The organism is Amycolatopsis jiangsuensis, assembly GCF_014204865.1.
Classification (GTDB): domain Bacteria; phylum Actinomycetota; class Actinomycetes; order Mycobacteriales; family Pseudonocardiaceae; genus Amycolatopsis; species Amycolatopsis jiangsuensis.
The window spans coordinates 6,706,211-6,732,369 of record NZ_JACHMG010000001.1 but is presented as its reverse complement, the minus strand read 5'-3'; the positions used below and the strand labels follow the sequence as shown (position 1 = coordinate 6,732,369).

The following is a 26,159-nucleotide window of genomic DNA, read 5'->3' as shown; positions in this document are numbered from 1 at the left end:
CGGGATTCCTGACAGCGCCGGACCAGTGGCCTGCTCCGGCGCTGTGCGCCGGTGACAAGAATCGCGATTCCACCCCGTACCCGGATGGCAACTGCCGAGTTCGGAACAGGCTTTGCTTGCCCGGTGCGGAATCGCGCGCCTAGCGTCGCGAACCATGACCCGTTTGCCCAGTGCGGTGCGCGCCGTCGCGGTCGCCGCGATCCTGTCCTGCCTCCCGGGCGCGGTGCTCGCCTGCGGCGCACCGGCACCGGCGAACCAGGGCAGGCACGCCGATCAGGCCGCCCTGCACTGGGCCGATCAGGTGTGCACCGGGGTCGCCGCCGGATCGGCGAAACTCGGCGCGCCGCCCGCGCTGAACGGGAGCGCGCCGGCACCGGCGAAGGACGCCATGGTCGGATTTCTCGACCGGCTGGGCTCCGCACTCGAGGGCATGGACCACAGCATCCGCGAGGCCGGCGCGCCCCCGGTGCCGGACGGTCAATCCACAGTGGACAAGGCACTCGGCACCCTGCGCGACACCCGCGGCAAACTCGCCCAGGCGCGCACGCAGCTCGCGCAGGCGAAGGTGACCGACCAGGCAGGCCTGCGCCAGGCGGTGTCACAGGCGGACCGCACGATGAGCGGACTGTCCGATCCGGACGGACCGATCAAGGACCTCAAGACCAGCCCCGAGCTGCGGCTGGCGTTCGAGGAGTCCCCGGTGTGCCGTCAGGCCTACGGGGGCAAGCAGTGAAGCGGCCGCGGCGCGGGTGATGCATCCGCTGGGCGGACAGGCGTGCTCACCTTCGACCAGCCGTACCCGCGGCTGACGCATCCGCCGAGCGGACAGGCATGCTCGCCTTCGACCAGCCGTACCCGCGGCTGACGCGCGGTCCGTCAGACCCGCAACAACTGACTGTTGACGACGTCGTTCAGTCCGACAGTGCCTTTTCCGCGAGCAGGGACAGCTCCAGCCGCAGCCGTTCGTCCGGATCGTCCAGCCGGTCGCCGAACAGCTCGCCGAGCTTCTTCAGCCGTCCACGCACCGTCTGCGGATGCAGATCCAGTATCCGGCCGAGTTCGGGGGCGCTGCCGCGCGTGCGCACCAGCGCCAGCAACGTCTCGGCCAGCTGCACCCGCCGGACCCCGCGCACCGCGGCCAGCGGCGCGAGCGTCTTCTCGGCGAGCTGGCTGACCAGGAACTCGTCGGCCAGCAGAAGCAGCTTCGTGACGTGCTCACGGCACCACACGACCTGCCCGACGCTGCCGAGCAGACCCCGTTCGGCGAGCTCGGCGGCCCGCACCGCGACCCGGTAGGACTCCGCCGCGTCGGCGAAGGACACATACGGTCCGACAGCGGCGACCCACCCGGCCGGCAGCCGTTCGAGCCCGGACAGATCACTCTCCGGGTCGGCGCTGAGCAACGCGGGCGCCTGCCGGTCCGGATCGGCCAGCACGTGCTCGGGGACGAGGTCCGCGGGAAACGCCGGCGCGTCCGGGCCGGCCCGGAACGCCACCGCGGCCGCGCGCTCGGGCAGCACCAGCCCGGCGGCCGCGGCCAGGCCGTCCACGTCGGCGGGCGCACGGCCGTCGAGGAGCGCACGCAGCAACGCACGGTAACGCTTGCCGTCCCCGGCCGCGGCCAGCTCGGCCGCGGTGTAGCCCTCGACGACCGCGGTCATCGACGTCTCCACGTCCGAGAACATGCCCTCGGCCAGCAGAAACAGCACGTCGCCGGAGAATCCGTGTTCACGGGCGAGGTCGGAGATCCGGCGCCAGGCGACCCGGTTGCCGACCCGCACCGCGGCCTGCGCGGCCTCCCGGCTCAGCCCCTGGTGGAACGCGCGGCGGCCGCGGGCGCGGCATTCGGCGAGGCGTTCGGCGTGCCACGTCTCGGCCGTGCCGACCCGGCCGAGGTCCCGTTCGAGTGCCCGGCGGCTGACCTCGACGGCGGCCGCCCGTTCCGCCTCACCGACCAGCTTCCCGGAGTATTCCGGGACTTCCCGCGCGATACCGGCCACGCAGTCGTGCGCGATCCGGACGACCCGGGGCCGCACCACCTCGGCGAGTTCGTGGGGAAGCTTCGACCACACGGAAAAAGCTGACACGACCGCTCCCCACTCGGCAAAGCGCGCCGTGAACTGGCGCTGTCCCGGCAGCGTAGGAGGTCTCCCGTTCCGCGTCAAAACCCCGCACGCGGCTGACAATCGCGCGCGCCGGGACCGCGCACTCGGATAGGCTCGGACCCGCATCGTCGCCGAAGGGAAGGTTTTCGTGGTCGAGTACCGCAGTTTCCGGCTGCTGGCGGCATTGCCGCGTTCCTTCGGCAGCGCCATGCGCCCGCACATCGACCACACCGTGGCGGCGATGATCGGCGAGGTCCGGAACACGGTTCCCGCGTATGGTCAGCCATTGCGAGGAATTTTCGGAAAGGTACTCGTGCAGAGCGTGGAGTACGCGGTGCAGCACTGCGTCGATTCCGTCGGCACGCCCGAACAACCGCACGGACACTGGGTCGAATTCTACCGCCGCCGCGGGCGGATCGAGTTCCTCGAAGGACGTAATCTCGACGCGTTGCAGGACAGCGCCACCATCGGTGCGCGGGTGGCGTGGCGCTCGATGCACCCGGCGGTGGTCGCCGCGGGCGTCGACCCGGGCATCGTGTCCACCGCCGCCGAGGGGATTTTCGCCTACGTGGACGAGCTGTGCGCCACCGCGATCGAGGGGTACCAGTCGGCGCAGTCCGACGCGGAGGGCACCGTGCCGGTCCGCCGCAGACGCCTGCTGGAGCTCATCACGTCGGCCCCGGAGGGTGCCGCGAGCAGCATCGCCGAGCTCGCCGGCGGGGCCGGCTGGACGTTGCCGGAGACCGCGGCGCTGGTAGCCCTCGAGCGCGGGGAGGATGCGGCGGACTTCCCGGCCGAGCTGCTCGGCGACGGCGTGCTCGCGCACCTCGAGGCACCCGAGCCGCATCTGCTCACCCGCGATCCGGACGCGGATTTGCCGCCACTGGCGGACCGGCTGGCCGGCTGGCGCGCGGCGGTGTCGCCGGTGGTCCCGCTCGCCGACGCGCCGGCCGCGCTGCGCACCGCGCGCCGGGCGTTGCGGCTGTCCACCGCGGAAGTGCCCGGGCCGATCATCTGGTGCCGGGACCACCTCGCCGTGCTGTGGCTGCTCGCCGAGGACTTCCTCGCCGCCGAACTGGCCCGGCGCAGCCTCGACCCGTTCGCCTCACTGGGCGAGAAACAGCGGGAACGGCTCAGCGAGACCCTGCTGGTGTGGCTCGAATCCCGCGGCAGCGCCCCGGAGATCGCCCAGCAGCTCGGCGTGCACCCGCACACCGTGCGCAACCGGCTCCGGCAGCTGGAGAAACTGTTCGGCGACCGGCTGCGTGACGCGGACGACCGGCTCGGCATCCAGCTCGCCCTGCGTGCCCAGCGGCTGATGCAGGCACAACGCACTCCGGACGACCGCTGATTCGCGCGGGTTTCCCCCTCCCGCTTTCCTGGCTCGGCGCACGCATTCCGCGAATTGCCTTCACACGCGACGGGAATGCCGGCGGAGAATGGCCGCCGATGGCTCTGGGCGGTCACTCTCCGCCCTGGCCATGGACACTGGATGGCCGCTCTCTGAGCCGGCTGTCGGCGACGCTGGATGGCCACTCCCTACGCCGGAGCCGTCGATGACGTTGGATGGCCACTCTCCTACGCCAGAGCCGTCGATGACGCTGGACGTCCACTCTCCTCCTAGATCGTGCGTGATCGGCCAGTCCCGGCCGTCGAGCATCGCCCCTGGCTCCTGGGACGAGGGGCGGACTTCGCCTCGCGCGCCGCGACTGTGTCCGGCACGCGATCGGACCCGCCCCGGCGGGTGCGACACGCGGTCGCATGTGACACTTGACGGGGCGCCGTCACGCTTTTCCGCGGAAACCTGGCTTGCCCCACTCCCCGCGGCCCTGTCGGCCGACGCGAAAGTTGTCATTTCCGCACCAGGTTCGCGCCGGGGAAATGTCACTCTGGATCAACCCGGTCCACCCGTTCGAGTGTAGTCCGTACGGGGGACGTCATCCGCCCCCAGATCTGGTTGACAGTGCGGTAACCGCGAATTTATGTTTCGCAGGCTACAAAATCCGGATCGCCCGGCCCGAATCCACGGCCGGTTTTGTTGCCAGCGAGGACAGTAGCCATGACGGATGCGGACACCGGTCTCCCCCGAACCGGCCGGCCCAGGCAGGGATCCGGCCGCCACCCGTCCACGCCCACTGTCCGGCCCTCGACCCGGCTCGCACCCCTGCCCTCAACCCCGCCCGTGCCCCTACCCACCGACCCGGCCCCGGCACCCCGCCCGGCCGTGGTCCTCCGCCCGGCCCCGGCGCCCGGCCCGGCCGTGCCGCTCGGCCAAGCGCTGACACTCGGCCCGGCGCCGGCCCCGGACACGCTTACGGACGCAACCCCGGCGCCCCACCCGCTCTTGGCACCCCCGCCGAGCATGCCGACTCGCCCGGACCCCACGCCCCACCCAGCCCTGCCACTCGGTCCTGCACCCGCGCCCGACCCGACGCCCGCACTCGGCTCGGCCCGGGAGCCCCGCACGTTCCCCTCGCCTCGCCGGGCCGCGGACGTGACCCCGATGCCCCGCCCGACGCCCGCCCCAAACTCATCCCCGGCCAAGACCCCGGCCAAGGCCACCGCGCGGTTCGGTGGCGGCTCACCGCCATGACCGGCGGGCGAGGTTCCACCGCGTCATCCGGGGTGTCCACCGGGACAGTCCCCGCCGTTGCTTCGCCGACCCCCTTGGAGCGATCAGCCGCCGTGCCCATGACCCCGTCCTCGCTGCCCGCCGCACCGACGCAACAGTGGGGTGCGGTGCCTCCTCCGGCCGCCGCGGTCCCACCGCTGCCGCGGCGGTCCCCGGACGATCCGGGTCAGGACGCCATGCGGTTGTGGGCCTCGTTGCCGCGCGACCTGGCGATCCGGTTCACACCGCGGGTCAACCCGCTCGCCAGAGCAATCCTGCGCGAGGTCCAGCGCGCGGTGCCGGAGTACCGGCGTCCGCTCGAGGGCGGGTTCGGGCGGGTGATCACGCAGGGTGTCCGGCAGTCGGTACTGCAGTGTCTCGAAAGCGTCGGTGCGACGGTGCCCGCCGCGGTGCCGGTCGACGCGTGGGCGGCGGTGTTCCGCAATCTCGGAAAGATCGAGTTCCAGGAGGGCCGCAGCCTGGACTGCCTGCAGACCGCCTACCGCGTCGGCGGGCAGGTCGCGTGGCAGCACATCTCCGATTTCGCCAGGGCGACCGGGATGTCCACCGAAGCGCTGTGCACCGGCGCGGAAGCGGTGTTCGCCTACGTCAACGAAATCTCCGCGCTGTCCATCGAGGGCTACACGTCCGCGCGCGCACGGGCGGCGGGCACCCGGGTGCGCCGTCGCCGCCGGCTGGTGGAGCTGCTGCTGTCCGATCCCTCGCCGGCGCCCGGAGCGGTCGCCGCCCAGGCCGAGACGGCGGAGTGGACCCTGCCCGCGGAGGTGACCGTCGTCGCGCTCGAGCCGCGGCCCGGCCGCGCGCCGGACATTCCGCCCGACCTGCACCCGGAGGTGCTGACCGTCCTCGACGGCGACGAGCCCTGCCTGGTGACCGGTGATCCGCGGCGCGACCTGCGCGACCTCGCCGCGGTCTTCCCCGGCCGCCGGATGGTCGTCGGGCCGACCGTGCGGACGGCCGACGCGTCCCGTTCGCTCGTGTGGGCCCAGCGCACGTTGCGCCTGGTCCAGCGCGGCATTCTGCCGGACGCGCAGGTGACGCGGTGCACCGATCACCTGTCCACGCTGTGGCTGCTCGCCGACGAGTTCCTCATCCGCGAGCTGTGTGCCCGCAGTCTCGAGCCGCTGGCCGGCCTGACCCCGAAACAACGTGCCCGCCTCGGCGAAACCCTGCTGGTCTGGCTGCAGACCCGTGGTGGCAGCGCCCCGGAGATCGGCAAACGGCTGGGCGTGCACCCGCAGACGGTCCGCTACCGCATGCGCCAGATCGTGGACCTGTTCGGCGCCCGCCTCGACAACCCCGACGACCGGCTCGACCTGGAGATCGCGCTGCGCGCGGAAGCCCTGCTCAGCTCCTGACCGGCGCGCGGCAGGGCGCTCAGACCGCGGACATCCCGGTGACCAGCCACTTCCCCGATTCGCGCTGCGCGGTGACACTCAGTTGCGCGGCACCCGTGCTGCGGCTCCCGTCGCCCCGGACGCCGGTCTGGTCGAGGAACACCAGCACGGCCGCGTGCTCGCCGTCGAGAAGCTTCACCCCGGAAGCCACCGCACGGGACGTGACCACGAGCTTCTGCTGCACGGCGAGCTGACGCACCTCCCCGAACAGCTTCTCGTACTGTCCCCGCGCCGCACCGCTCAGCACGGCCTCCGCAGCCTGCTGGCTGTGGCCGGGATCGTCGTAGCGGTACGAAAAAACTGTGCCGAGCGCATCGCTGACCGCTTTCGCCACGTCGCTGGTCGTCGCAGTGTCGACCAGCGCAGCATTCTCCGAGGCCGCCGCACGGACTTCGTGCGCGGCAACGAAACCCCACGCTGCGGTCCCGGCGAGCACGACCGCTGCTGCCCCACCGAGCCACCTGACGCGACGCTTCTTCGACGGGAACGTTTCCTCCGTCTCAGCAACGGCTACGGGATCGTCTGCGGTCACCACGGCGTCGCGCTCCACCGCTGCGGACTCGTGCTCGATTCCCGGCTCCGACGGCTCTTTCCCGGCCGGAGACTCGACGGCCGTACCGAGCCGCGCCCGTCCGGCGACCCTGGGCACTCTGCGGGCGCCCGTCTTCTTCGGCTGCACGGTCATCCTCGTCATCGCGTTCCCTCCACCGGGAGCTGCCCGAGGCCGGTCACCTGCCAGCCATCGGCACAACGAGCCAGCTCCGCCTGGTACCGGTTGTGCTTCAGGACGGCCTCCGCACCGTCCGGCGTCACCGACAGCTCCACCGACGCGATCAGCTCGACCGTCCCGCCGCCGGTATCCACTCGGGTCACCGCGGCGTCGGTGACCGTACCCGTGGTGACGGTTTTCGACTGTGCGATGCGGGCGAGATTGTCTTTCTGTCCCTTGGCCAGGTCGTCATGCAGCCGCCCACCGCTGAGGGTGAGCCAGTGCTGGTACTCCGTGTCGGCCTTCCGGTAGTCCACTGTGGTCAGTCCGGCGATCGCACTTCGCCCGTCCTGCAACGCCGAGTCGCGGAAACTCGCACGCGCTACCCCGTCGTCGTGTGCCGCCTGCCACCAGTCGAACCCTCCCCAGGCAGCAGCGACAGCGGTGACGGCCACCGCGGCGACCACGATCTTCATCATCGGCCTCCCGGTGCGTTCTGCGAACCGCGCACGTTCGTCGGGTCACCCTTCGGCAAGGCGCATTCAGCGGAGGTGTTCAACGGCCGCGTCGAGGTGTCGAGGCCATTGCGGTAGGTCGTGGTGTATCCGGTTGTGCAGGGCAACGGATCGAAGAAGTTCAACGCCAGGCCGACGTGCGCCCCGTCGGGCCGGATCACCGAACTGGCGGCCTGCACCGCCTTCGGCGCCGTGACGAGCAGCTGCCGCACGCCGTCCTGCCTGCTTTCCAGAACCTGCGACGTGGTCAGCAGATTCGCCAGCAGCACGCCGAGCCGTGGACCCGAGTCCCGGATCAGGGTGTTGACCTCGTTCACCGCATCGGGCACGACGGGGATCAACGCACGCACGTCGCCGTCGGCCTGCTTCAGCGCGGCAGCCACCTGCGCGGCGTTCGTGCCGAAGCTGCGGATCGCATCCGCTTGCTGCACCTGGGTTTCCAGGACAGTGGTGGCGTCGGTGACCAGATTCGTCAACGGCTCCACGTGCGCGCTCGCGGTCTCGACGAACTCGATCCCCTTCCCGACGAGATCGTCCAGCGCCGGACCCGCTCCGGAGGTGGCGTCGTAGAGCTCGTCGACGACCGTGCGCAGCGCGGGTTTCGGCACCGACTCCACAAAGGAATCAGTGGTCGCCAGCACGGTGTCCACCCGCAACGGGATCTCGGTGTCCTTCTCGGTGATCACCGAACCGTCGTGCAGATCCGGTCCGCCGTCTGTACGCGGACGCAGGTCCACGTACTGCTCGCCCACCGCCGATCGGTCCGCGACCACTGCCTGGGTGTCCGCGGGGACCGCCGGGGTACCGGAATCGAGGTTCAGGTCCGCCTCCATTCCCCCTGCGGTCAGCCGCAGATCACCGACCCGCCCGACCGGAACGCCGCGGTAGGTCACCTCGGCGTTGCTGAAAATGCCGCCGCCGGAGGGGAACTGCGCGACCACGGTGTACCCGCGGTCGAGGAAGAGCTTGTCCAGGCCCGCGTAACTCGCGCCGACGTACGCGGTGCCACCGATCGCGAGCACCCCGAACAGCGCGACCTGGACCCGGACGACCCGCGACAGCATCAGCTCCCCTTCCGCACGAACGTGTTGAGGTAATCACCGCGGATCGCGTCGAGCGCGGCGTCCGGGAAGGGGAAGGTGAACAGCATCTCCATCGCCTTCGGCAGCCGGTCCCCCGCATCGGCGAGACGGTGCAGCAGCGGGGCGAGGGCTTTGAGGTCGGCCACGAGATCGTCCTTGCTGCGGTTGACCGTGTCGACGGCGACCGAGGTCAGTCCGTCGAGCGAGTCGAGCATGCCGGTCAGCGCCTGCTTCTGCTCGTCGAGCACCTTGATCCCGGGAGTGAGATCGTTCAGCGTGACGGTGATCTCCTCGCGGTGCGCACTGAGTGTGCCGGCCAGCTTGTTGACGCTGTCCAGCGCGTGGGTGATCTCGCCACGCTGTCTGTCGAGCCCGGTCGTCAGAGTGTCCAAACTCGACAACAGGCTGCGCGCGGCGGACTCCTTGCCACCGAGTGCTTCGTTGAGCTGGTGGCTGATGTTCTGCACCTGGGCCACGCCGCCGCCGTTGAGCAGCAACGACAACGCGCCGAACACTTCTTCGATCTCCGGCGTGAGACTGGAAGTATCGAGCGGCAGCACCGCGCCGTCCCGCAGCTTTCCGGCCGGCGTCGCGTCCGGCGGCGGTGCCAGCTCCACGAACTTCTCCCCGAGAATGCTCGCCTGCCGCACGCGAGCCACGGAGTTGGCCGGGAGGTCGACCGTGTGATCCAGCGTCAGGCCGACGATCGCGCTGCGCCCGTCCGAGGCGAGCTCTATTTCGCTCACTTTCCCGACCGCGACATCGTCCACTTTGACCGCGGACTGCGGCACGAGGTCGAGCACGTTGGTGAAACTCGCGGTCAGGTGAATCGGGTTGTCGCCGACCGGCGCGCCCCCTGGCAACGGAAGGTCGTAGACGTTGAGGCCACTGCCGCATCCGGTCGCGCCGAGCACCAGCGCGAGCACGGCGGCGGATTTCAGCGCACGGTTCATTTCGGCTCCGGGAACTCGAGGAGGTTGCCCCGGCCGTCCAGCAGCCCGGTCGAGGGATCGTAGGCGCCGAGCAGGTTCGTCAGTGCGTTCGGCGCCGCGGTCAGCGCCTCCGACAGCGACTCCTTCTGGTCCGAAAGGGCCTTCGTCACGTCGGCCAGCTTGTCCACATTGGACTGCACCTTGCCGCGGTTGTCCCGGACGAACTGCTGGACCACCCCGAGTGCCTGGGTCAGCTCGTCAAGGGCACCGGAGAACTGGTCCCGCTGGTCGGCGAGCACCTTGCTGATCGACGAGAGATTGCCGGCGGCCTGTTTCACCTGCTCGTTGTTGCCGGCCAGCATGCCGGTGAACTTCGCGAGGTCATCCACGGTGCCGAACAGATCGTCCTTCGAATCGCCGGCGGTGCGCGCGAGATCACCGAGGTTCTTGATCGCCTCGCCGAGGGTTTTACCGTTGCCGTCGAGGTATTCCGCGCCCCGGGACAGCACGTCGCTGACCGCGCCGTCCTTGTTCGCCCCGTCCGGCCCGAGCGCGCCCATCAGCTGGTTGAGGCTCGCGAGCAGCTGGTCGATCTCGACCGGCGTCGCGGTCCGCTGCCGCGGGATCACCGAACCGGTCATCTCCGGCCCGCCGGTGTAGGCGGGAGTGAGCTGCACGTAGCGGTCGGCGACCAGGCTCGGCGTGATCACCACGGCACCCGCGTTCGCGGGCAGCTGCAGATCGGGCCGGATCTTCATGCTCACCTCGACCGCGGTGCCCTGCGGCCGCACCTCGGTCACCGAGCCGACCGCCACCCCGAGCACCCGGACGTCGGAGTTCGGGTAGATCCCGACCGTGGCGGCGAAGGAGGCGGTGAGGAGCCGGTCCGCGCGGGTGGTGACCAGCGGCCAGATCGCGCACACCAGCAACGCGACGGCCACTGCGGCGGCGAGCCGGCGCAGCAGCGTGCGCCTTCGGGATTCGGCGCCGAGATCCTCGACGTGATGCGCCATCAGCGTCCTCCGTTCTTCGGCGGAACACAGCTGCCCGGCGCGCCTCCGGCCGGGATCAGGCCGCACAGGTAGGTGTCGATCCAGCGGCCGTTGCCGACCGCGTTGCCCAGCAGCCGGTAGTACGGCCCGGCCAGGCGCAGGCTGTCCTCGAGTTTCGCCTGGTTCTGCTGCAGCACCCCGGCGACGCGGTCGAGCTGGTCGAGTGCCGGGCCGAGAGTCTTCTGGTTGTCCGCGACCAGGCCGGACAGCTGGGTGGACAGGCTCCGGATTCCGGTGAACAGCTTGCCGATCGCCTCCTTGCGTGCGTTCAACTGGCCGAGCAGGGTGTTCCCGTCCCGGATCAGGGTCTGGATCTGGTCCGAGCGATCCGCGAGCGTGGTGGACACCGCCTGCGTGTTGTGGAACAGCTTGACCAGCTCGTCGTCCCGGGACGCCAGCGTCTTCGACAGCGCGGCCACGCCGGTGAAAGCCGCACGCACGTCTTGCGGTGCCGAAGCACCGAGCGTGTCCGACAGCGTCCGGAAGGCGTTCGCCAGCTGGTCGGTGTCGATGGCGCCCACGGTGCCCGCGAGGTCGTTGAACACCTCGGTGACGTCATACGGCGAACGCGTACGGGACACCGGAATCTGCTGGTCCGGATCGAGTTCGCCGTCCCCGACCGGATCGAGCACGAGGTTCTTCTGTCCCAGCAACGTCTTGATCTTGATCGAAGCGGTGCTGCGGCTGCCCACCCACGTGTCGCGGACGCGGAACTCGACGTCCACGTGATCCCCGGCGAGGTCCACGGCGGTGACCTCGCCGACCTTGACCCCGGCGACGCGCACCTCGTCGCCGGAGCGCAGGCCGGCCGCCTCGGTGAACTCCGCGTGGTAGGTGGTACCGCCGCCGACCAGCGGCAGGTCGTCGGAGAAGAAGGTCAGCAGCCCGAGCACGAGTAGCACGGACGCGGTCACCAGGCCGACCTTCATCGGGCTGCGGGAGCGGAACGGCCTGATCCGGGGCGCACCGTCGTCGCGGCGCAGCTTCAGTCTCATCGGCACCTCCCGGCGGTCACCGGGATTCCCGGCGGCGGGCCTCCCGGGGCGGGTTTCGCGTCGGTCTTCACCGCGCAGAGGTAAAAGTTCGCCCACGAGCCGTAGGAGAACAGCGTGCCGATGCGGTCGAACTTCGTCGGCAGGTTGTCCAGGAACTTCTGGAAGACCGGCGTGTTGTCGGCCAGGTTCTCCGACAGCTCGCCGAGGCCGGTGACGCTGTCCGCCAGCGGTTTCCGGCCCTGCTCGAGCAGGCTCGCGGTCGCGGTCGACAAATCTCCGAGACCGCCGACCGCCCGCGCGATCGGCCCGGCGTCCGCGGCGAGGCCGTGCACCAGCTGCGCGGTGGTGTCCACCAGCGCGTCGAACTGGTCGCCCTGCGCGTTGACCGTGTCCAGCACCGAGTTCAGGTTGCCGATCACCTGGCCGATGACCTGGTCCTTGCCGGCCAGCGTCGAGGTGAGCGAAGCCGTGTGCTGCAGCAGGCTCTCCACCGTGCCGCCCTCGCCCTGCAGGACCTGCACGATCTCGAACGACAGCTGGTTGACGTCCTTCGGCGACAGTGCCTGGAAGAGTGGCTTGAACCCGTTGAACAAAGTGGTGAGGTCGAGCGCCGCCGTGGTCCGGTCCAAGGGGATCCGCGCGCCGTCGGGTAGCGCGGCCGGGGACGGCGCGGGACCGGGATCGATCGACAGGTACCGCTGGCCCACGAGGTTCCGGTAGCGGATGGCGACGGAACTCGCGCCGGTCGGGCGGTGCGCCCGGTCCACCGAGAAGTCCACCTCCGCGAGCCGGTGCTCGACCACGCGCACGCCGTCGACCTGCCCGATCCGGACCCCGGCCATCCGTACCTCGTCGCCGGGGTTGACCGAGGTCACGTCGCTGAACCGCGCCGAATACCGCACGGTGTCGCCGGTTCCGGTGTTGGCGATCGTGATCGCGAGCAGCGCCGTGGCCAGCGCGGTCACCAGGAAGAACAGCAGCCCCTTGACGGCAGGGCCCGTGACGTTCCTCATCGGACGGTCACCTCCGTACCCCGCAGCGCCGGTCCGATCAGCACGCTGCTCCAGTCCGGCACCTCCCCGAGCCGCGGCCGGAGCAGTTCACTGACCAGCTCGCGTTCACCGGGCGAGTTCGCCGGGCCGAGCGCGGATCCGGCGGCCCCGCCACCGCCTGCGCCGTAGCACTGCGGACCACCGGACGCGGTGAACGACGGGGTGTCGCGCCCGGGCACGTACTTCTCCCGCGGATCCTGCGTCGAGAGCACGACGTGCAGCCCCGGCTCACCGGTCCCCGCGCCGAGTGCCTTCTCCATCAACGGCTTCAGCCGGTTCACCGTGTCGAACAGGCACGGGAACTCCGGCGAGTACGTGGCCAGCAACTGCAGTGCCGGACGGCTCGACACGGACACGCCGATCAGGTTTTCCTTGTTCTCGCGCACGAAGTCGCCGAGATTGTCGCTCGCCGAAGTGACGCTGCCGAACAACTCCCGCAAACCGTCCTGGCTGTCCACGACCGTCTTGGCGGTGGTCGACAAATCGGCCAGCGCGTGCAGGATGTCCGGAGCCGCCGTGGTGTAGACGTCCGAGGTGGCGGCCAGGCCTTTCAGGTCCTCTTCCACCTGTGGCAGCAGGGGATTGAACTCGGCGAGCAAATCCTGCAGCTGCACGATGCTGTCGCCGAGCGGTTTGCCGCGGTTGTCCAGCGCCTCGGAAATCGCACCCAGTGAACTGTTGAGCTTCTGCGGCTGGACCGCACGCAGCAACGGCAGCAGGTCGCCGAGCACTCGTTCCACTTCGATCGCCGCCGAGGAACGATCCTGCGTGATCACGTCCCCGGAAGCCAGTGAACCCTGCGGAACCGGGGGAAACACGAGGTCGACGTAGCGCTGGCCGAACAACGTCTTGGGCAGCAGGCGAGCGGACACGTTCCGCGGCAGCGCGGCGATCTTCGCCGGATCGAGGGCGAGGTCGAGCTCGGCACCGGCGTCCGTGCGGCGGATGGCGCGAACCTCACCGAACGGCACACCACGCACCTTGACCTCGGCCGATTCGGTGAGCTGGCTGCCCACCCGGTCGGTCTCCAGCCGCACCACGTCGGCACGGGAGAAGTCCTGGTCGTAGATCGCCACCGAGAGCCAGCCGAGCAGAACGAGCACGCAGAGGAACGCGACCCCCGCCAGCTGCGTACCGAGGCGGCTCATCCGGACACCTTCACCGTCACGTTCGCTCCCCAGATCGCCAGCGACAAGAACAGGTCGAGCACGCTGATCAGCACGATCGACGTCCGCACCGCGCGGCCGACCGCGGTGCCGACGCCCGCCGGTCCACCGCTCGCGCGGTAGCCGTAGAAGCAGTGCGTGAGGATCACCGCGACGCTGAACACCAGGACTTTCCCGAAGGACCACAGCACGTCCTGTGGTGGCAGGAAGAGCGTGAAGTAGTGGTCGTACGTACCGCCGGACTGCCCGAAGAACAGCACCGTGGTGACCCGGGAACCGAGGTAGGAGATGAGCAGGCCCACCACGTACAGCGGGATGATCGCGACGAACCCGGCCACGATCCGGGTGGTGACCAGGTACGGCATGCTGCGCACGGCCATCACCTCCAGCGCGTCGATCTCCTCGGAGATCCGCATCGCACCCAGCTGCGCGGTGAACCCACTGCCCACTGTGGACGAAAGCGCCAGCCCGGCGGCCAGCGGCGCGATTTCCCGGGTGTTGAAGAACGCGGTGAGGAACCCGGTCATCGCAGAGATGTTGATCTGTTTCAGCGCACTGAAACCCTGCAACCCGACGGTCACGCCGGTGAACACACACAGCCCGACCATGACCCCGACCGTGCCGCCGATGACCGCGAGCGCCCCGCTGCCGAACGTCACCTCGGCCAGCAACCGCACCACTTCGCGGAAATACCGGCTGAGCGTGATCGGGATCGCCGCGAGCGCGCGGACGTAGAACAGCAGCTGGTCGCCGAGCGCGAACAGCCGGTCCCCCGGTTTGCCGAGAACACTGCGCAGGTCGCTCACTCAGGTTCCCTTCGCCGGGACCAGCTGCAGGTACAGCGCGGTCAGCACGGTGTTGACGAAGAACAACACCAGGAACGTGATCACCACCGACTGGTTGACCACGTCGCCGACCCCCTTCGGCCCGCCCTTCGGGTTCAGTCCGCGGTAGGAGGCGACCACGCCGGCGAGGAAACCGAAGAGCACCGCCTTGACCGTGCTGATGATCAGGTCCGGCAGCTGCGCGAGGGCGTTGAAGCTGGCCAGGTACGCACCCGGCGTGCCGCCCTGCACGACCACCGTGAAGAAGTAGCCACCGACCACGCCCACGACGCTGACCAGTCCGTTGAGCAGTACCGAAACGCACACCGCGGCCTGCACCCGGGGCACGAGCAGGCGCTGGACCGGCGAAACGCCGAGTACCTCCATCGCGTCGATCTCTTCCCGGATGGTCCGGGCGCCGAGGTCGGCGCAGATCGCGCTGCCCCCGGCACCCGAGATGATGAGCGTGGTGACGATCGGACTCGCCTGCTGGACCACCACGAGCACCCCGGCCGCGCCGTTGAACTGCTCCGCGCCGAGCTGGCTGGTCAGCGAGCCCAGCTGCAGGGAGATCACCGCGCCGAACGGAATGGACACGAGAATCGCCGGGGTGATGGACACGCTCGCGATGAACCAGAACTGCACGACGAATTCCCGCACCTGGTACGGCCGCCTGCCCATCGCCACGAGCACGTCCAGCGCCAGCGAGCACATCCGGCCGAACTCACGCAGTCCGTTGCCTGCCCGCGCCGCGGCCTGCGCCGGCAGCGCACCTGATCGCCTGAACGCGGACATCCGGATCATTCCTCGTTTCGCGTCGTCGCGGGGAGCCGGTCGAGTCACGTTAGCCAGCGTTTCTCCGGCGTGACAAGGAATGCGCGTTGCCGGGGACGTTCTTTGTCATCCGCGCCAGCGGCGGACGCGGAGAAAGTGTCATCCGGGGACGCAGCCGAACGGACGCAGGTCGCGCCGTCCGGTCAGCGGACTTCGAGTGCGTCCGCCGCGCCGATCACGCCGTCCGAGGCCCGGAACGACCCGCGCACCCGGTCCGCCGCGGCCCGGTACCGCGGTTGCTCCAACACCGCGGTCACCGCCGCACGGATGTCCTCGGCGCCGGCCTGGTCGAACCGGATCCGCACGCCGGTCCCGGCCCGCACCACCTGTTCGGCGAGGACCGTCTGGTCGTCCCGGATCGGGGCGACCACGAGCGGCAGACCGGCCGCCAACGAGGCGCACACCGTGGTGTGCCCGCCGTGGCAGACCACCGCGGCCGCACCGCTCAGCACCTCCGGCCGCGGAATTCGCTGCCGGACCACGACACCGTCGACATCGACCGTTCCGGTCGGGTCCACGACAAGGCTCTGCACCGGCAGCGCGGACAGTGCCGCCGCGCTCTCCCGCAGGAACCGCTTTCCTTCCTCGACGTCCGCGCCCAAGGCCACCACCACGAGCGGGCGGCCGTCGAGCCTTTCCCACGGGAACTCGCGGTCCGAAAAGGACGGTGGTGCCGGACCGACGTACCGCACGCCCGGCACCGCAGGCGGTCCTGCCAGCTCGGGAGTGGTGAACGCCAACACCAGGTCCGGCGAGAACCGCAGATCCCGCGCCGCGATGCCGTGCCGGGCACACAGCTCGTCCTGCAATGCCCGGGTCCAGCCCGCGATCTTCGGCAACGCGGCGAGCGGGTCGCCGAGTTCGGTGGACGTCGGTGCCGAGGTCACCCACGGCACCCCGGACCTCGTCGCGGCCACCGCACCGGCGAAGGTGTGCTGGTCGGCGACCACGACGTCCGGACCGAGGCACGCGACCGCGTCACTCACCCCCGGCATCATCGCGTCGGCCAGCGGGATCAGGTAGTCCTTCCAGCGGTACCGGAGCGCCGCGATCCCGCGTAGCCCGGACGGGCACCGGCTCATCACGAACGTCGCCGAGTCCCCCGCGGCGTGCACGGGCCCGCCGACGAGCGACGACGTCTCCGGCTCCGGTCCGCACCACCGCACCTCGTGCCCACGTCCGGTGAGGACGGCGGCGACTCCTCGCAGCGGCGTGACGTGCCCGGCGAGCGGTGGTACGACGAAGAGAAATCTCATGCCGTCTGCCGGTGGCGCGGACCGGCGTTCGCCCGGGTCCAGAAGGAGTTCTCCTTGGCCGTTGAGTCCACAGTGCACTCAGCGGTCCGGCGACGCCCTGCGGGACCGCGATCGATCGTCATGGCGTGCTCCCGTCCTTGGCCCGGTCGAGCCGCACCGGCCCGGTGTCGAGCCGGATACGGCTCGGTTCGAGCGCGGCGAAATCGGGATCGCCGCCCTCCGTCCACAGTGCCGTCGCGACCCGCCGCAGCTGGGTGATCCCGGGCCTCGTGGTCGACGCGGCGGAGACCACCAGGTGCCGTTTTCCGGCCAAAGTCGCGGAGACGAACGAACCCAGCTGCCCGGCACCGATCTGGACGAACGCGCGGAACCCGGCGTTGTGCAGTCCTTCGGCGAGGTCCCGGAACCGGATCGGCTCGAGCAGGTGCGCCAGGTACAGCTCACGCACCGACTCGGGGCTCGCCGGGTACGGCCGTGCGGTGGTCGCCGACCAGACCGGGATCTTCGGCGGGGAGAGCCGCAGGCCCCGGACCAGCCGGATGAACGGATCCAGGTGCGCCAGCAGGAACGGTGAGTGGAAGCCGGACCGGAACGGCAGGATCCGGGCCACGATCCCGTCCTCCCGGCAGCACGCGGCGAACTCGGCGACGGTGTCCGGCGGCCCGCACACCACCGTCTGCTGTGGAGCGTTCTCGTGGGAGATCACCAGCTCCGCCGGGAGCAGATCGGCGATCCGGCCCGCCGGGCAGCCGAGCACCAGGTAGTCCACTTCGGGCAGTGCCAGGCCTTCCGGCCAGTACTGGCCGACCAGTTCGCCGATCGACACGCCGGAGCACATGCCGGCCTCCTGCATCGCGGTCCATTCGCCCACGCTGTGCCCGGCGAGCGCGTCCGGCCGTACCCCGATGCGCCGCAACGCTTTGCCCAGCAGGATTCCGACCGCGGTCACACTCGCCGCGTGCGCGGGTACCGTCGTGTCCGTCCACCGTGGCCGGTCAAGACCGAAATACCCTGCCACGTCGGAACACTGCGGTTCGTCAGCGTCCTCCAGTCCGGAGTGGATGAACACCGTACGCCCGCGCGGCAGCAACGGATCCACACTGCACCAGATACCCCCGGTGCCGTGCCACGACTTCCCCGTCCGGCCCGCCTCGGCGATCACCCTGCCGGCCAGTGCCAACGCATCCGGGCTCGGCCCGGCGATCCCGATCCGGCATCGCCCGGTACCCGGCTCGCCGGGATCCTTGAGCCGGGCCAGCAAGGCCTCCGGCGAATCCGCGGCCAGCCGCATCACCCGCTCCGGCTCGGCGACCCTCACGCGCCGCCGCGGTCCACAATCGGCGCCGGTCAGGACCACGTGCGCGGTGGTCCCGCCGAAGCCGAAGGCGTTCACCGCCGCCACCCGGGCCAGGCCCTCCCACGGCCGCGCCTGTTCCAGCATCTCGAACCGGGTCCGTTCCAGAAGCGGATGTGGATCGCTGCAGTGCAGGGTCGGCGGCAGGATCCCGTGGTACAGCGCCAGCGCCGCCTTGACCAGTCCGGCCGCGCCCGCGGCCGACATGGTGTGCCCGATCATCGATTTGACCGAGCCGAGAATCGCGCGCGGTCCCGAAGCCGGGCCGAACACCTCGGCGAGCGTCCGCAGTTCGGCCTCGTCGCCGGCCGGAGTGGCAGCGCCGTGTGCTTCCAGCAGGCCGATTTCCGCCGAGTCCGCGCCGTGCCACGCCTGGCGCAACGCCCGGATCTGCCCGGCGGTCGAAGGCTCCGGCGACCCGCCGGCCGTACCGGTGCCGCGGATGACCGCGTAGACCCGGTCCCCGTCGCGTCGTGCGTCGGCCAGCCGTTTGAGCACCACGATCGCGGCACCCTCACCGAGCAGCATGCCGTCGGCCTGCCGGGAGAACGGGCTGATCCGCCGGCTCGGCGACAATGCGCCGAGCTGTGTCAACAGCGACCACAACGTGTCGTCGTGGTTGTGGTGCACCCCGCCGGCGAGCATCACGTCGCAGCGGCCGCGGAGGAGTTCGCCGACCGCGTGGTCCACGGCCAGCAGGGACGAAGCGCACGCCCCGTCCACGGTGTAGGCAGGGCCACCGAGGTCGAAGGCGTTCGCCAGCCGGGACGCGGCGAGATTCGGCACCAGGCCGGCAACGGTTTCCGGCCGGAGCTGCCGGGGCGGGGCCGGCAACGCGTCGCGCACCTCGGTCAGCAGCTCCGGCCCCGCCGACGGTACGAGGTCGGCGACCGCGCCGGCGATTTCCCGTACCGTGCGTACCCGTTGGTCGAACGCCCGCAGGCCAGGCGAGACGTATCCGCCGCGGCCGAGCACGATTCCGGCCCGTTCCCGGTCACCGAGCCGTCCGGGACCGCCGGCATCGTCGATCGCCGCGTGCGCGACGGCGAACGCCGCGATCTGGCCGGGTTCGGTGCCGTCCACCGCGGACGACAGGAGCTCGGCAGCCACGGGAGCCAATTCCACGCTGCCGGCGACGAATCCGCCATGCGGTGTTTCACCGGCAGGCCCGGGAAAACCCGGGCCCCGCCGTTCCCCGGGGATTTCGGTGATCGAGTCGATGCCGTTCTCGAGGTTGTGCCAGTACTGGTCGATCGTGCCGGCGCCGGGCAGCAGCACTCCCATTCCGACGATCGCGACGCCCGGACTCACCACAGCGACGCCGCGTGCCGCACGGGGCCGGGCGGGCCACAGGTGTTTTCCGGCGGTGGAACCAGCACCCTCATCGGCGACCTCCCGCAGCCCATTTCCGCGGTACCGATGCTAGGGGTCACGATCCGGAAAACACACCAGCAGGTCGCTGCCGAGCAGCAGTTTTGTCATCGATACGCCAAGCAAGGGAACCGTTTTTCGCGTACGGATCACAACTACCCCGGAAGTCGCGGAGCGGGCCGGGCCGTGATCGTTCCCGATCGGTCCGGCACGAGCCGCCGAATGCCGTGATGGCTGCCGTACGCCTGTCCAAAGAGGACTAGCGGGCGGCTGATCTGGTTCGATTCGGAACCATGGCCCCTTGCACCCGAACCTACTGACAGGTAAGTTACCCGCCAGTGTGATCCACTTCATGGTTCGAAGGGGAGTCATGATCACGAAAACTGTCCGGGCACTGGCCGTCGCGGTCGTGCTCACCGGGACCGTCGCCGCACCCGCGGCCGCGGCGACGGACGATTCGTTCTACAGCTACGACGGCAGCGCCCCGCTGTCGTCCTACGCGCCGGGCACGGTGCTGAAAACGCGAACGGTGAGCTACCACGTCTTCGGCATCCCGTCGCCGGTGCAGGCCACCCAGCTGCTCTACCGGACCGCGGACGCACAGGGCCGGCCGAGCGCCAATGTCACCTCGGTCGTGCGCAGTCCGGACGGAAACGGCAGCAAAGCCCTGTCGTACCAGTCGGCCTACGATTCGCTCAGTGCCGAGGACGGCCCGTCCCGCGCGATCGCCGGTGACGTCTCCCTGGGCACGGCCCTGCCGAACGTGGAATCGCTGGTGCTCGCGCCGGCCTTGCTGGCCGGCTACAACGTGGTCATTCCGGACACCGAAGGGCAGACCGCGGACTTCGCCGCCGGCCCGGAATACGGAACGACCACTTTGGACTCGATCCGTGCCGCGACACACGCGAACGGCACCGGGCTGACCGCCGACACCGAGTTCGGGCTGATCGGCTATTCGGGTGGCGCTATCGCGACCGGCTGGGCGGCGGCGCTCGCGCCGAGCTACGCGCCGGAGGTGAACGGGAAACTCGTGGGCTTCGCCGAAGGCGGCGTGCTCGTCGATCCCGCGCACAACCTGGAATACGTCGGCGGCAGCCCGGTGTGGGCCGGGGTCGTGCCGATGGCGCTGGTCGGCGTGGCGCGCGGTTTCGACATCGACCTGAAGCCCTACGCCAGTGAATACGGGCTCAAGGTGCTTTCCGAAATCGAGCACGCGTCCATCGCACAGGCGCTGGGCCGCTATCCGGGTCTCGATTGGCAGAAACTCGTCAAGCCGGAGTACTCCGATCCGAATTCCGTGCTGCCCTACGTCGAGGCGGTCAACAAGGTCAACCTCGGTTCCGCGCCGACGCCGTCGGTTCCGGGCTTCATCGGACAGGGCGCGAACGGCGCGCTGGAGGGCACGCCCGAAGGTGGCGAAGGCATCGGCGGCGGTGACGGCGTGATGGTCGCCGGTGACGTCCGCGCGCTCGCCCAGCAGTACTGCGACACGGGCAACTCCTCGATCAAGTACAGCCAGTACGACGCGCTGAGCCACACGTCCGCGCTGGCGGCGTGGGCCCCGGAGGCCATTTCCTGGCTCGGCGGCCGGTTCGCCGGCACAGCGGCACCATCGAGCTGCGGGCAGATCGCACCCGGCAACTCGCTGGCGCCGGAGCAGCCGGTCGGCTGACCGTTTTCCAGCACGTACTTCGGCGGCGACGCGTTCTCGCGTCGCCGCCGAAGTACGTTTTCACCTCAGCTGTTCTCCGCCCAGATGTTCAACGGTCTCCCGGACACCCGTCCCGCTCGTTCGGCCGATGATGCGCCCGACGGCGTTGCGCGTCGCGAGGCCCGGCCGGGTGCGCGGCACCAGGAGCCGGGAGACGATCCCGACGCGACGCTGCCGCGGGTCGACTTCCCTGCGGATCCTCGCTTCATAGGCGGCGAACGCGCGCGAGTGGTCGCCGGGGTACGCGGCAAGCTCCATGGCGAGGGCGTGGGCGCCCGCCATCGCCATGCTGGACCCGTCGCCCAGCAGGGCGGTCGCCGCTGCGGCGTCGCCGAGCAGCACGACCGTGGGCGCGGTGTCCGAGGTCAGCGGAAGCCGCAGGATCTGGCTCCCGTCGGGGGCGAGGAGGGTCAGCGACCGGGCACGAGTGGCGAGGTCACGCAGCTTCGGGAGGATGTCCATCCGCTCGGCGACCGGGATCGCGGGCCCTTTCACCACGATCGGGCTGCCGCCGGAGCGCAGCTGCCGAGCCTGCTCGACCACGGTCGGCCGGTATCCCAGCCGGGAGAGCCAGTACGCGACTGCCGGGCCGGCGATTCCCGCCCCGACGACCAGCACCTCGGGCTTCTTCATGACATGACCTCTCCCGGCGACGGCGATCGGACCACACTCACGGCCAGGTACGACCGATTTCGTACCTCAGGAAACACCGTTCCCAGGTACGATGCAAGACGTACCTACAGGAGGTGTCGCCGTATGGCCGGGAGGAACCTGGTCGGCCCGGAAGCCGACGCGCTCGATCTGGGTACGGTGTTCCGCGCCCTCGGCGACGAGCACCGCCGTGTCGTGATGGCCGAGCTGGCCGCCGACCCGAGCGACAGCGAACGGGGCTGCAACTCGTTCGACCTCCCGATCTCGAAACAGACCCAGACCCACCACTTCCGGGTGCTGCGCGAGGCGGGGCTCATCCACGAGGTCGACTACGGCAACCGCAAGGGCATCCGCCTTCGCCGCGCGGATGTCGAGCACCGGTTCCCGGGGCTGCTCGCGCTCCTGGACGCGGAGCTGCTGGACCGGACCACCGGTCGGTGAAGACGGCGCCGCGGTGCTGGGCGGACCCTGACTTTTCCGATCATGCAGTTCTTCGCTGAAGGCGATGCCGGCCCGCCCCGGGGTGACCGGTGGACGTGCGGCGGCCACTTCGAAGAGTGACCGCCGCCGTCCGTCATCAGCGAGATTTCGCCCCGGTGAGCGCGCAACCCGGTCGGCTGAGGTCCACAGTGGACCCATCGCCGAGGCAGGCGGCGATCCCGGCGACCTGCTGACCGTAGGCACGGCCCTTGACCGCGGTGACCGTCCCGTCCGGAGCGACCTCGCACGGGTTGTCGTCGGTGCACTGGGCACCGTCCACGTTGTGCGTGTTGTGGATCCCGGCCACGGTGTTGCCGTCCGCGGTCAGCAGGGCAGCTCCGGACGTGCCCGGCCAGGGATCGCAGTCCGGCGTGGTCGCGTAGCGAATCGAGTCGTGCTGGTCGTACCCGCCCTCACGCAAGTGCGGAACCACCGCTTCCGCGGTGCAGGAGAAACGTTTGCTGGGGTAGGCCATGGACAGCGGATCGCCCGGCCGTACCGGCGTGGTGGCCAGCTGGAAGACCTTCGCTCCGGCGGCGGCCAGCCCGCCGTAGGTCTGGTCCAGCCGGTAGAGCGCGATGTCGGTACCGGTCATGGTCGCGTACAGGAGCCGGTTCGCCCGGGCGGTGACCCGCGGATAGCCCTGCCGGTCGGCGATCGGCACCGGACGGTCGGCGGGCTGGTCGAGGACGGCGGCGCCCGGTGCGGGGCGCTGGCCCTCGACGCAATGCCCGTTCGTCAGCATCAGCGCCGGGTCCTCGGGCCGGGAGTCCGGCGTGCGGATCACCGAGCCCACGCAGGCGTTCAGGTCCACCGCTCCTTCAACGTTCGGGATCACGTCGTCGGGCGGAACCGCGGTGCCGTCGATGATGCCGTTGATCCAGTCCGCGTGCGGGGTGACGTCGGTGTAGATCGTCGGGTCGTCGGTGCCGCCGCCGGGGCCGGTGACCACACCCGCCACCGCCCATCCGGCATTGTCGCGGACCAGCGCCGGTCCGCCGGAGTCCATGTTCGCCGCGGCGACACTGCCGTCCCGGCTGCCGATGCACAGCTCGTTCGCCGCCGAAACCGAAGGACACTCGGCAACCGGCTGGACCTCGGAGTCCGCCTCGTGCAGCCGGGTCGGGTAGCAGTCCGGGCCGTCGCAGGTCATGCCCCAGCCGAGCATCCGCACCGGCGAACCCGGCTCGGGCGTGGCCGACGCGATCCGCACCGGCTCGGCCCGGACCGGCGTACTCAGGTGCAGCAGCGCCACGTCCTTGCCCCAGAAGCCACCTTCGTCCTGACTCGTTGCCAGCCGGTAGTAGTGGTCGACTTCGGCGACCTCGCCACCGGAGGTGGTGTCCAGTGAACCGACCCGCACCTTCCAGCCCTGCGGAACGCCGTTGCGCGCGTTGGTGGGATTCTTCCCGGCGCAATGACTGGCGGTGAGCACCCATTGCGGTGCAAGGACTTCCACCCCGCACCCATGTCCGTCCGCCCGCGGCGGCGCCGGATAGTCCGGCTGGAACGAGCCCATGAACGAATAGGCCGCGTTCGATTCGTGCCCGCCGATGATGGCCTGTGCGGGCAGCGCCCCGGCCGCCGCGAGGACCGGCACACACAGCCCGGCCAGCACCAAAGATCGCTTTCGCATGCGCCTCAGCGTGGCTCGGCAATGGCTCCGGACCTCGATGACTGTGTGACAGTTCCGTCACAACGTTCCACTCGCGGAAGCCTTCAGCGCGCCCAGCCCGGCACCCAGACGTCGCCACCGGGGCGGGCTCGGTAGCGCGCGTCCAGGTACTCGAGGAACCCGGCCAGCAGCGGATGCGGGTTGCCCGCCCGCCAGATCACCGACAGCGGATACACCGGCACCGGATCGACGACCGGGATCCGCCGCAGGTCGTAGCTTTCCGGCCAGAGGTAGCGCGAACCGTCGCCGACGAAGGTGGCCAGCCGGTCGGAGCCGGCGAGTTCGGCGAGCATCGCCTCGACGCCGAAGCTCGGTCCGAGCGTGTCGATCGTCAGCCCGAACGCCTCCGCCAGGTCCGCGTAGTAGCCGCGCGGCTCGACCTCGGTGAGGCCGGGCATCCAGAGCGGGTGCCCGGCGAGCTCGGCCGGGGTCACCTCGGACGCGTCGGCCAGCGGATGCCGGGGACCGACCAGCACCTCGTGCCGTTCGTCGATCACCCTGGCCGCGGCCAGCCCGCGGGGAACAGCGCCCGCGGAATCGCGCAGCGAGCGGAAAGTCGCGTCCAGCGCCCCGGCACCCACCTCGGCCAGCACCGCCGCCGAGTCCAGACCGGTCAGCGTGACGACGTCCAGCTCGATGCCCGGACGCTGCCGGTAGAACGCATACAGCACGTTGGCCGGCGTGATCCGGCGGTTGACCACGTCGATCCGCAGCGCCCGCCGCCCCGGCGTCACGGCCGCGACGGCGCGTTCGGCAGCACGCAGGAGCTCCCGCGCGTGCGGCAGCAGCGCCTGCCCGTCGACCGACAGCCGGACCCCGCGGGCGACCCGCGCGAACAACCGCGCGCCCAACTGCCGCTCCAGGGAGGCCACCCGTTTCGAAGCGGCCTGCTGCGTGATGCCCAGCTCGTCGGCCGCGGCCTGGAACTGCCCGGCCTCGGCGACCGCGACGAAGGTCCGCACCGCATCGAGCTCCACGACCGTCGAACCTACTCGCACAACAGCCGGTTGTGGCACGCCGTTCGAGCCGTTGTTGGTGCCAGGGCCGGCGAACCGGGTTCACTTCCCGGCGGGACGGTGAGGGGAACGACGCATGGCGAAGCTGGGGCGGACTTTCGGGTGGCTGTGGACGGCGTACGCGGTCAGCGCCTACGGCACGGGGCTCGGGTTCGGCGCGTTCTCGGTGATTGCCATCGAGATCCTGCACGCCGGTTCGGCCGGGGTGGCGGCGCTGTCCGCGGCCGGGCTCGCGATCGGCGCTCTGCTCGCGGTCCCGCTCGGGCCGTGGATGGAGTTCCGGGCGAAACGACCGGTCCTGATCACCATGGACGTGGTCCGCTTCGCCGCCATGGCGACGATCCCGTTCGCCTACTGGCTGGACGTGCTGTCCTTCGCCCAGCTGCTGGTGGTGTCCGTGGTCGCCGCGGCGGCGAAGATCGCGTTCACCGCCGCCAGCGGCGCCTACCTCAAGACCGTCGTACCGGACGAGCTGCTCCTCGCCGCGACCAGCCGGTTCGAATCCACCACGTGGTCGGCCACCGTCCTCGGCCCGCCGCTCGGGGGCGCGGTCATCGGGCTGCTCGGACCCGTCGCCACCGTCGTGCTCGACGCGGCGAGCTATCTGCTCTCCGCACTGGGCATCACCGCGATCCGGGAGCCGGAGCAGCCTCCGGCGCCGAAACCGGCGGCCCCGCGGCGGTGGAGCGACCTTGCGGACGGCTGGCGTCATCTCCTCGGTCACCGGACGCTGCGCCGGTTGTTCCTGAACACCGTGGGCGTCAACGCGCTGATCATGGCCACCGAGCCGTTGCTTTCCGTACTCATGTTGTCGGAGCTGGGTTTTCCGGTCTGGCAGTACGGGCTGGCGTTCGCGATCCCGTGCCTCGGCGGGCTGCTCGGCGCGCGGGCATCGCGCCGGATCGTCGCGCGTTTCGGCGAACGGACCGTGCTCCGCGTTTTCGGCACCCTCCGCGCCTGCTGGCCGCTGGGGCTCGTGTTCATCCAGCCGGGCCTGGCCGGACTGGTCGTCGTGATGGTCACCGAATTCGGCTTGATCCTCTGCATCGGCGTCTACAACCCGGTGATGGCAGCGCACCGGCTGAGGGAGGTCGACCGCGACCGGCAGGCCCGGATGCTCACCGCGTGGTCGGTCACTCGCAGCGGGACCACCGCGGCACTCACTCTGATCTGGGGCGTGCTGGCGCAGCTCACCGGAACCCGGACGGCGATCGCGCTCGCCGGAATCCTCCTGCTGGCTACGCCGTTCCTGCTGCCCCGCTGGAGTGAGCGCCCCGACCCGGTTCCGTCCCACGCGGGAGAACCCCGGTGAGCACTTCGAAATCCGGTGGGACGGCCGGCTGGTGCTGC

The 26,159-nt window shown here is 70.4% G+C and carries 22 protein-coding genes; 6 read left to right on the top strand and 16 right to left on the bottom strand.

What is annotated here, in order from left to right; all coding sequences use genetic code 11:
* Positions 1 to 154: 154 nt before the first annotated feature.
* Positions 155 to 733, top strand: a complete 579-nt coding sequence (locus BJY18_RS30630) for a hypothetical protein (protein WP_184783357.1) — start codon at positions 155 to 157, stop codon at positions 731 to 733.
* A 178-nt stretch (positions 734 to 911) separates the two neighbouring features.
* Here the strand turns inward: BJY18_RS30630 and BJY18_RS37840 are convergent, their stop codons facing one another.
* Entirely contained in the window at positions 912 to 2,087 is a 1,176-nt protein-coding gene (locus tag BJY18_RS37840) for a PucR-like N-terminal domain-containing protein (RefSeq protein ID WP_312874012.1), read from the bottom strand.
* Between the two features lie 166 nt (positions 2,088 to 2,253).
* On the opposite strand from BJY18_RS37840, the gene BJY18_RS30620 reads away from it, so the two are divergent.
* The gene (locus BJY18_RS30620) at positions 2,254 to 3,456 is read left to right on the top strand and encodes a PucR family transcriptional regulator (protein WP_184783356.1); all 1,203 of its coding nucleotides are present in this window, start codon (positions 2,254 to 2,256) and stop codon (positions 3,454 to 3,456) included.
* 1,457 nt (positions 3,457 to 4,913) lie between these two features.
* Positions 4,914 to 6,095, top strand: a complete 1,182-nt coding sequence (locus tag BJY18_RS30615) for a PucR family transcriptional regulator (protein WP_246460467.1) — start codon at positions 4,914 to 4,916, stop codon at positions 6,093 to 6,095.
* 19 nt (positions 6,096 to 6,114) lie between these two features.
* Here the strand turns inward: BJY18_RS30615 and BJY18_RS37105 are convergent, their stop codons facing one another.
* From BJY18_RS37105 to BJY18_RS30555, 12 genes are all read right to left on the bottom strand, one after another.
* Positions 6,115 to 6,828, bottom strand: a complete 714-nt coding sequence (locus BJY18_RS37105; protein WP_246459022.1) for a hypothetical protein — start codon at positions 6,826 to 6,828, stop codon at positions 6,115 to 6,117.
* Positions 6,825 to 7,322: an Rv1363c family protein gene (locus BJY18_RS30605; RefSeq protein ID WP_246459021.1), complete on the bottom strand. Its 498-nt coding sequence runs from the start codon at positions 7,320 to 7,322 to the stop codon at positions 6,825 to 6,827. Before BJY18_RS30605 ends, BJY18_RS37105 begins: the two co-directional genes overlap by 4 nt.
* Positions 7,319 to 8,422 carry an MCE family protein gene (locus BJY18_RS30600; RefSeq protein ID WP_184783355.1) on the bottom strand — a complete coding sequence of 368 codons (1,104 nt, stop codon included), beginning with the start codon at positions 8,420 to 8,422 and terminating at the stop codon, positions 7,319 to 7,321. The genes BJY18_RS30605 and BJY18_RS30600 overlap by 4 nt, the downstream gene beginning before the upstream one ends.
* Positions 8,422 to 9,393: an MCE family protein gene (locus tag BJY18_RS30595; protein ID WP_184783354.1), complete on the bottom strand. Its 972-nt coding sequence runs from the start codon at positions 9,391 to 9,393 to the stop codon at positions 8,422 to 8,424. The genes BJY18_RS30600 and BJY18_RS30595 overlap by 1 nt, the downstream gene beginning before the upstream one ends.
* Positions 9,390 to 10,385 carry an MCE family protein gene (locus BJY18_RS30590; RefSeq protein WP_184783353.1) on the bottom strand — a complete coding sequence of 332 codons (996 nt, stop codon included), beginning with the start codon at positions 10,383 to 10,385 and terminating at the stop codon, positions 9,390 to 9,392. Before BJY18_RS30590 ends, BJY18_RS30595 begins: the two co-directional genes overlap by 4 nt.
* The gene (locus BJY18_RS30585) at positions 10,385 to 11,419 is read right to left on the bottom strand and encodes an MCE family protein (RefSeq protein WP_184783352.1); all 1,035 of its coding nucleotides are present in this window, start codon (positions 11,417 to 11,419) and stop codon (positions 10,385 to 10,387) included. The genes BJY18_RS30590 and BJY18_RS30585 overlap by 1 nt, the downstream gene beginning before the upstream one ends.
* Positions 11,416 to 12,432 (bottom strand): MCE family protein, encoded by a 1,017-nt coding sequence (locus BJY18_RS30580; protein WP_184783351.1) that lies wholly within the window; start codon positions 12,430 to 12,432, stop codon positions 11,416 to 11,418. Before BJY18_RS30580 ends, BJY18_RS30585 begins: the two co-directional genes overlap by 4 nt.
* A complete protein-coding gene (locus BJY18_RS30575; RefSeq protein ID WP_184783350.1) occupies positions 12,429 to 13,619 on the bottom strand; it encodes an MCE family protein in 1,191 nt (396 codons plus the stop codon). Before BJY18_RS30575 ends, BJY18_RS30580 begins: the two co-directional genes overlap by 4 nt.
* Entirely contained in the window at positions 13,616 to 14,443 is an 828-nt protein-coding gene (locus BJY18_RS30570) for an MlaE family ABC transporter permease (protein ID WP_184783349.1), read from the bottom strand. Before BJY18_RS30570 ends, BJY18_RS30575 begins: the two co-directional genes overlap by 4 nt.
* Positions 14,444 to 15,256: an MlaE family ABC transporter permease gene (locus BJY18_RS30565; RefSeq protein ID WP_184783348.1), complete on the bottom strand. Its 813-nt coding sequence runs from the start codon at positions 15,254 to 15,256 to the stop codon at positions 14,444 to 14,446. It abuts the gene before it with no gap.
* Between the two features lie 182 nt (positions 15,257 to 15,438).
* On the bottom strand, positions 15,439 to 16,551 hold the full coding sequence (locus BJY18_RS30560; RefSeq protein WP_184783347.1) for a glycosyltransferase: 1,113 nt from the start codon (positions 16,549 to 16,551) through the stop codon (positions 15,439 to 15,441).
* A gap of 118 nt (positions 16,552 to 16,669) precedes the next feature.
* Positions 16,670 to 19,216, bottom strand: coding sequence for a beta-ketoacyl synthase N-terminal-like domain-containing protein (locus BJY18_RS30555; protein ID WP_312874011.1), 2,547 nt, complete (start codon positions 19,214 to 19,216; stop codon positions 16,670 to 16,672).
* A 430-nt stretch (positions 19,217 to 19,646) separates the two neighbouring features.
* On the opposite strand from BJY18_RS30555, the gene BJY18_RS30550 reads away from it, so the two are divergent.
* On the top strand, positions 19,647 to 20,948 hold the full coding sequence (locus tag BJY18_RS30550; protein ID WP_184783346.1) for a lipase family protein: 1,302 nt from the start codon (positions 19,647 to 19,649) through the stop codon (positions 20,946 to 20,948).
* A gap of 60 nt (positions 20,949 to 21,008) precedes the next feature.
* On the opposite strand, the gene BJY18_RS30545 is transcribed toward BJY18_RS30550, so the two are convergent.
* On the bottom strand, positions 21,009 to 21,620 hold the full coding sequence (locus tag BJY18_RS30545; RefSeq protein WP_184783345.1) for an FAD-dependent monooxygenase: 612 nt from the start codon (positions 21,618 to 21,620) through the stop codon (positions 21,009 to 21,011).
* Between the two features lie 123 nt (positions 21,621 to 21,743).
* Here BJY18_RS30545 and BJY18_RS30540 point away from each other — a divergent pair, with 123 nt between their 5' ends.
* On the top strand, positions 21,744 to 22,079 hold the full coding sequence (locus tag BJY18_RS30540) for a winged helix-turn-helix domain-containing protein (protein WP_184783344.1): 336 nt from the start codon (positions 21,744 to 21,746) through the stop codon (positions 22,077 to 22,079).
* 136 nt (positions 22,080 to 22,215) lie between these two features.
* Here BJY18_RS30540 and BJY18_RS30535 read toward each other — a convergent pair whose 3' ends face one another.
* Both BJY18_RS30535 and BJY18_RS30530 read right to left on the bottom strand, forming a co-directional pair.
* Positions 22,216 to 23,754: a S1 family serine peptidase gene (locus tag BJY18_RS30535; protein WP_184783343.1), complete on the bottom strand. Its 1,539-nt coding sequence runs from the start codon at positions 23,752 to 23,754 to the stop codon at positions 22,216 to 22,218.
* Between the two features lie 83 nt (positions 23,755 to 23,837).
* Positions 23,838 to 24,770: a LysR family transcriptional regulator gene (locus BJY18_RS30530; RefSeq protein ID WP_184783342.1), complete on the bottom strand. Its 933-nt coding sequence runs from the start codon at positions 24,768 to 24,770 to the stop codon at positions 23,838 to 23,840.
* Between the two features lie 115 nt (positions 24,771 to 24,885).
* Between BJY18_RS30530 and BJY18_RS30525 the strand changes: the two genes are divergently transcribed.
* Positions 24,886 to 26,121 carry an MFS transporter gene (locus tag BJY18_RS30525; protein WP_184783341.1) on the top strand — a complete coding sequence of 412 codons (1,236 nt, stop codon included), beginning with the start codon at positions 24,886 to 24,888 and terminating at the stop codon, positions 26,119 to 26,121.
* Positions 26,122 to 26,159 lie beyond the last annotated feature (38 nt).

What these genes read in the sequence shown, in the direction of transcription:
- BJY18_RS30525 (WP_184783341.1), top strand. Translation starts at nt 24,886, where the DNA reads ATGGCGAAGCTGGGGCGGACTTTCGGGTGGCTGTGGACGGCGTACGCG.
- BJY18_RS30585 (WP_184783352.1), bottom strand. Translation starts at nt 11,419, where the DNA reads ATGAGACTGAAGCTGCGCCGCGACGACGGTGCGCCCCGGATCAGGCCG.
- BJY18_RS30535 (WP_184783343.1), bottom strand. Translation starts at nt 23,754, where the DNA reads ATGCGAAAGCGATCTTTGGTGCTGGCCGGGCTGTGTGTGCCGGTCCTC.
- BJY18_RS30605 (WP_246459021.1), bottom strand. Translation starts at nt 7,322, where the DNA reads ATGATGAAGATCGTGGTCGCCGCGGTGGCCGTCACCGCTGTCGCTGCT.
- BJY18_RS30590 (WP_184783353.1), bottom strand. Translation starts at nt 10,385, where the DNA reads ATGGCGCATCACGTCGAGGATCTCGGCGCCGAATCCCGAAGGCGCACG.
- BJY18_RS30615 (WP_246460467.1), top strand. Translation starts at nt 4,914, where the DNA reads ATGCGGTTGTGGGCCTCGTTGCCGCGCGACCTGGCGATCCGGTTCACA.
- BJY18_RS30595 (WP_184783354.1), bottom strand. Translation starts at nt 9,393, where the DNA reads ATGAACCGTGCGCTGAAATCCGCCGCCGTGCTCGCGCTGGTGCTCGGC.
- BJY18_RS30630 (WP_184783357.1), top strand. Translation starts at nt 155, where the DNA reads ATGACCCGTTTGCCCAGTGCGGTGCGCGCCGTCGCGGTCGCCGCGATC.
- BJY18_RS30565 (WP_184783348.1), bottom strand. Translation starts at nt 15,256, where the DNA reads ATGTCCGCGTTCAGGCGATCAGGTGCGCTGCCGGCGCAGGCCGCGGCG.
- BJY18_RS30540 (WP_184783344.1), top strand. Translation starts at nt 21,744, where the DNA reads ATGGCCGGGAGGAACCTGGTCGGCCCGGAAGCCGACGCGCTCGATCTG.
- BJY18_RS37105 (WP_246459022.1), bottom strand. Translation starts at nt 6,828, where the DNA reads ATGACGAGGATGACCGTGCAGCCGAAGAAGACGGGCGCCCGCAGAGTG.
- BJY18_RS30560 (WP_184783347.1), bottom strand. Translation starts at nt 16,551, where the DNA reads ATGAGATTTCTCTTCGTCGTACCACCGCTCGCCGGGCACGTCACGCCG.
- BJY18_RS30575 (WP_184783350.1), bottom strand. Translation starts at nt 13,619, where the DNA reads ATGAGCCGCCTCGGTACGCAGCTGGCGGGGGTCGCGTTCCTCTGCGTG.
- BJY18_RS30600 (WP_184783355.1), bottom strand. Translation starts at nt 8,422, where the DNA reads ATGCTGTCGCGGGTCGTCCGGGTCCAGGTCGCGCTGTTCGGGGTGCTC.
- BJY18_RS30545 (WP_184783345.1), bottom strand. Translation starts at nt 21,620, where the DNA reads ATGAAGAAGCCCGAGGTGCTGGTCGTCGGGGCGGGAATCGCCGGCCCG.
- BJY18_RS30550 (WP_184783346.1), top strand. Translation starts at nt 19,647, where the DNA reads ATGATCACGAAAACTGTCCGGGCACTGGCCGTCGCGGTCGTGCTCACC.
- BJY18_RS30580 (WP_184783351.1), bottom strand. Translation starts at nt 12,432, where the DNA reads ATGAGGAACGTCACGGGCCCTGCCGTCAAGGGGCTGCTGTTCTTCCTG.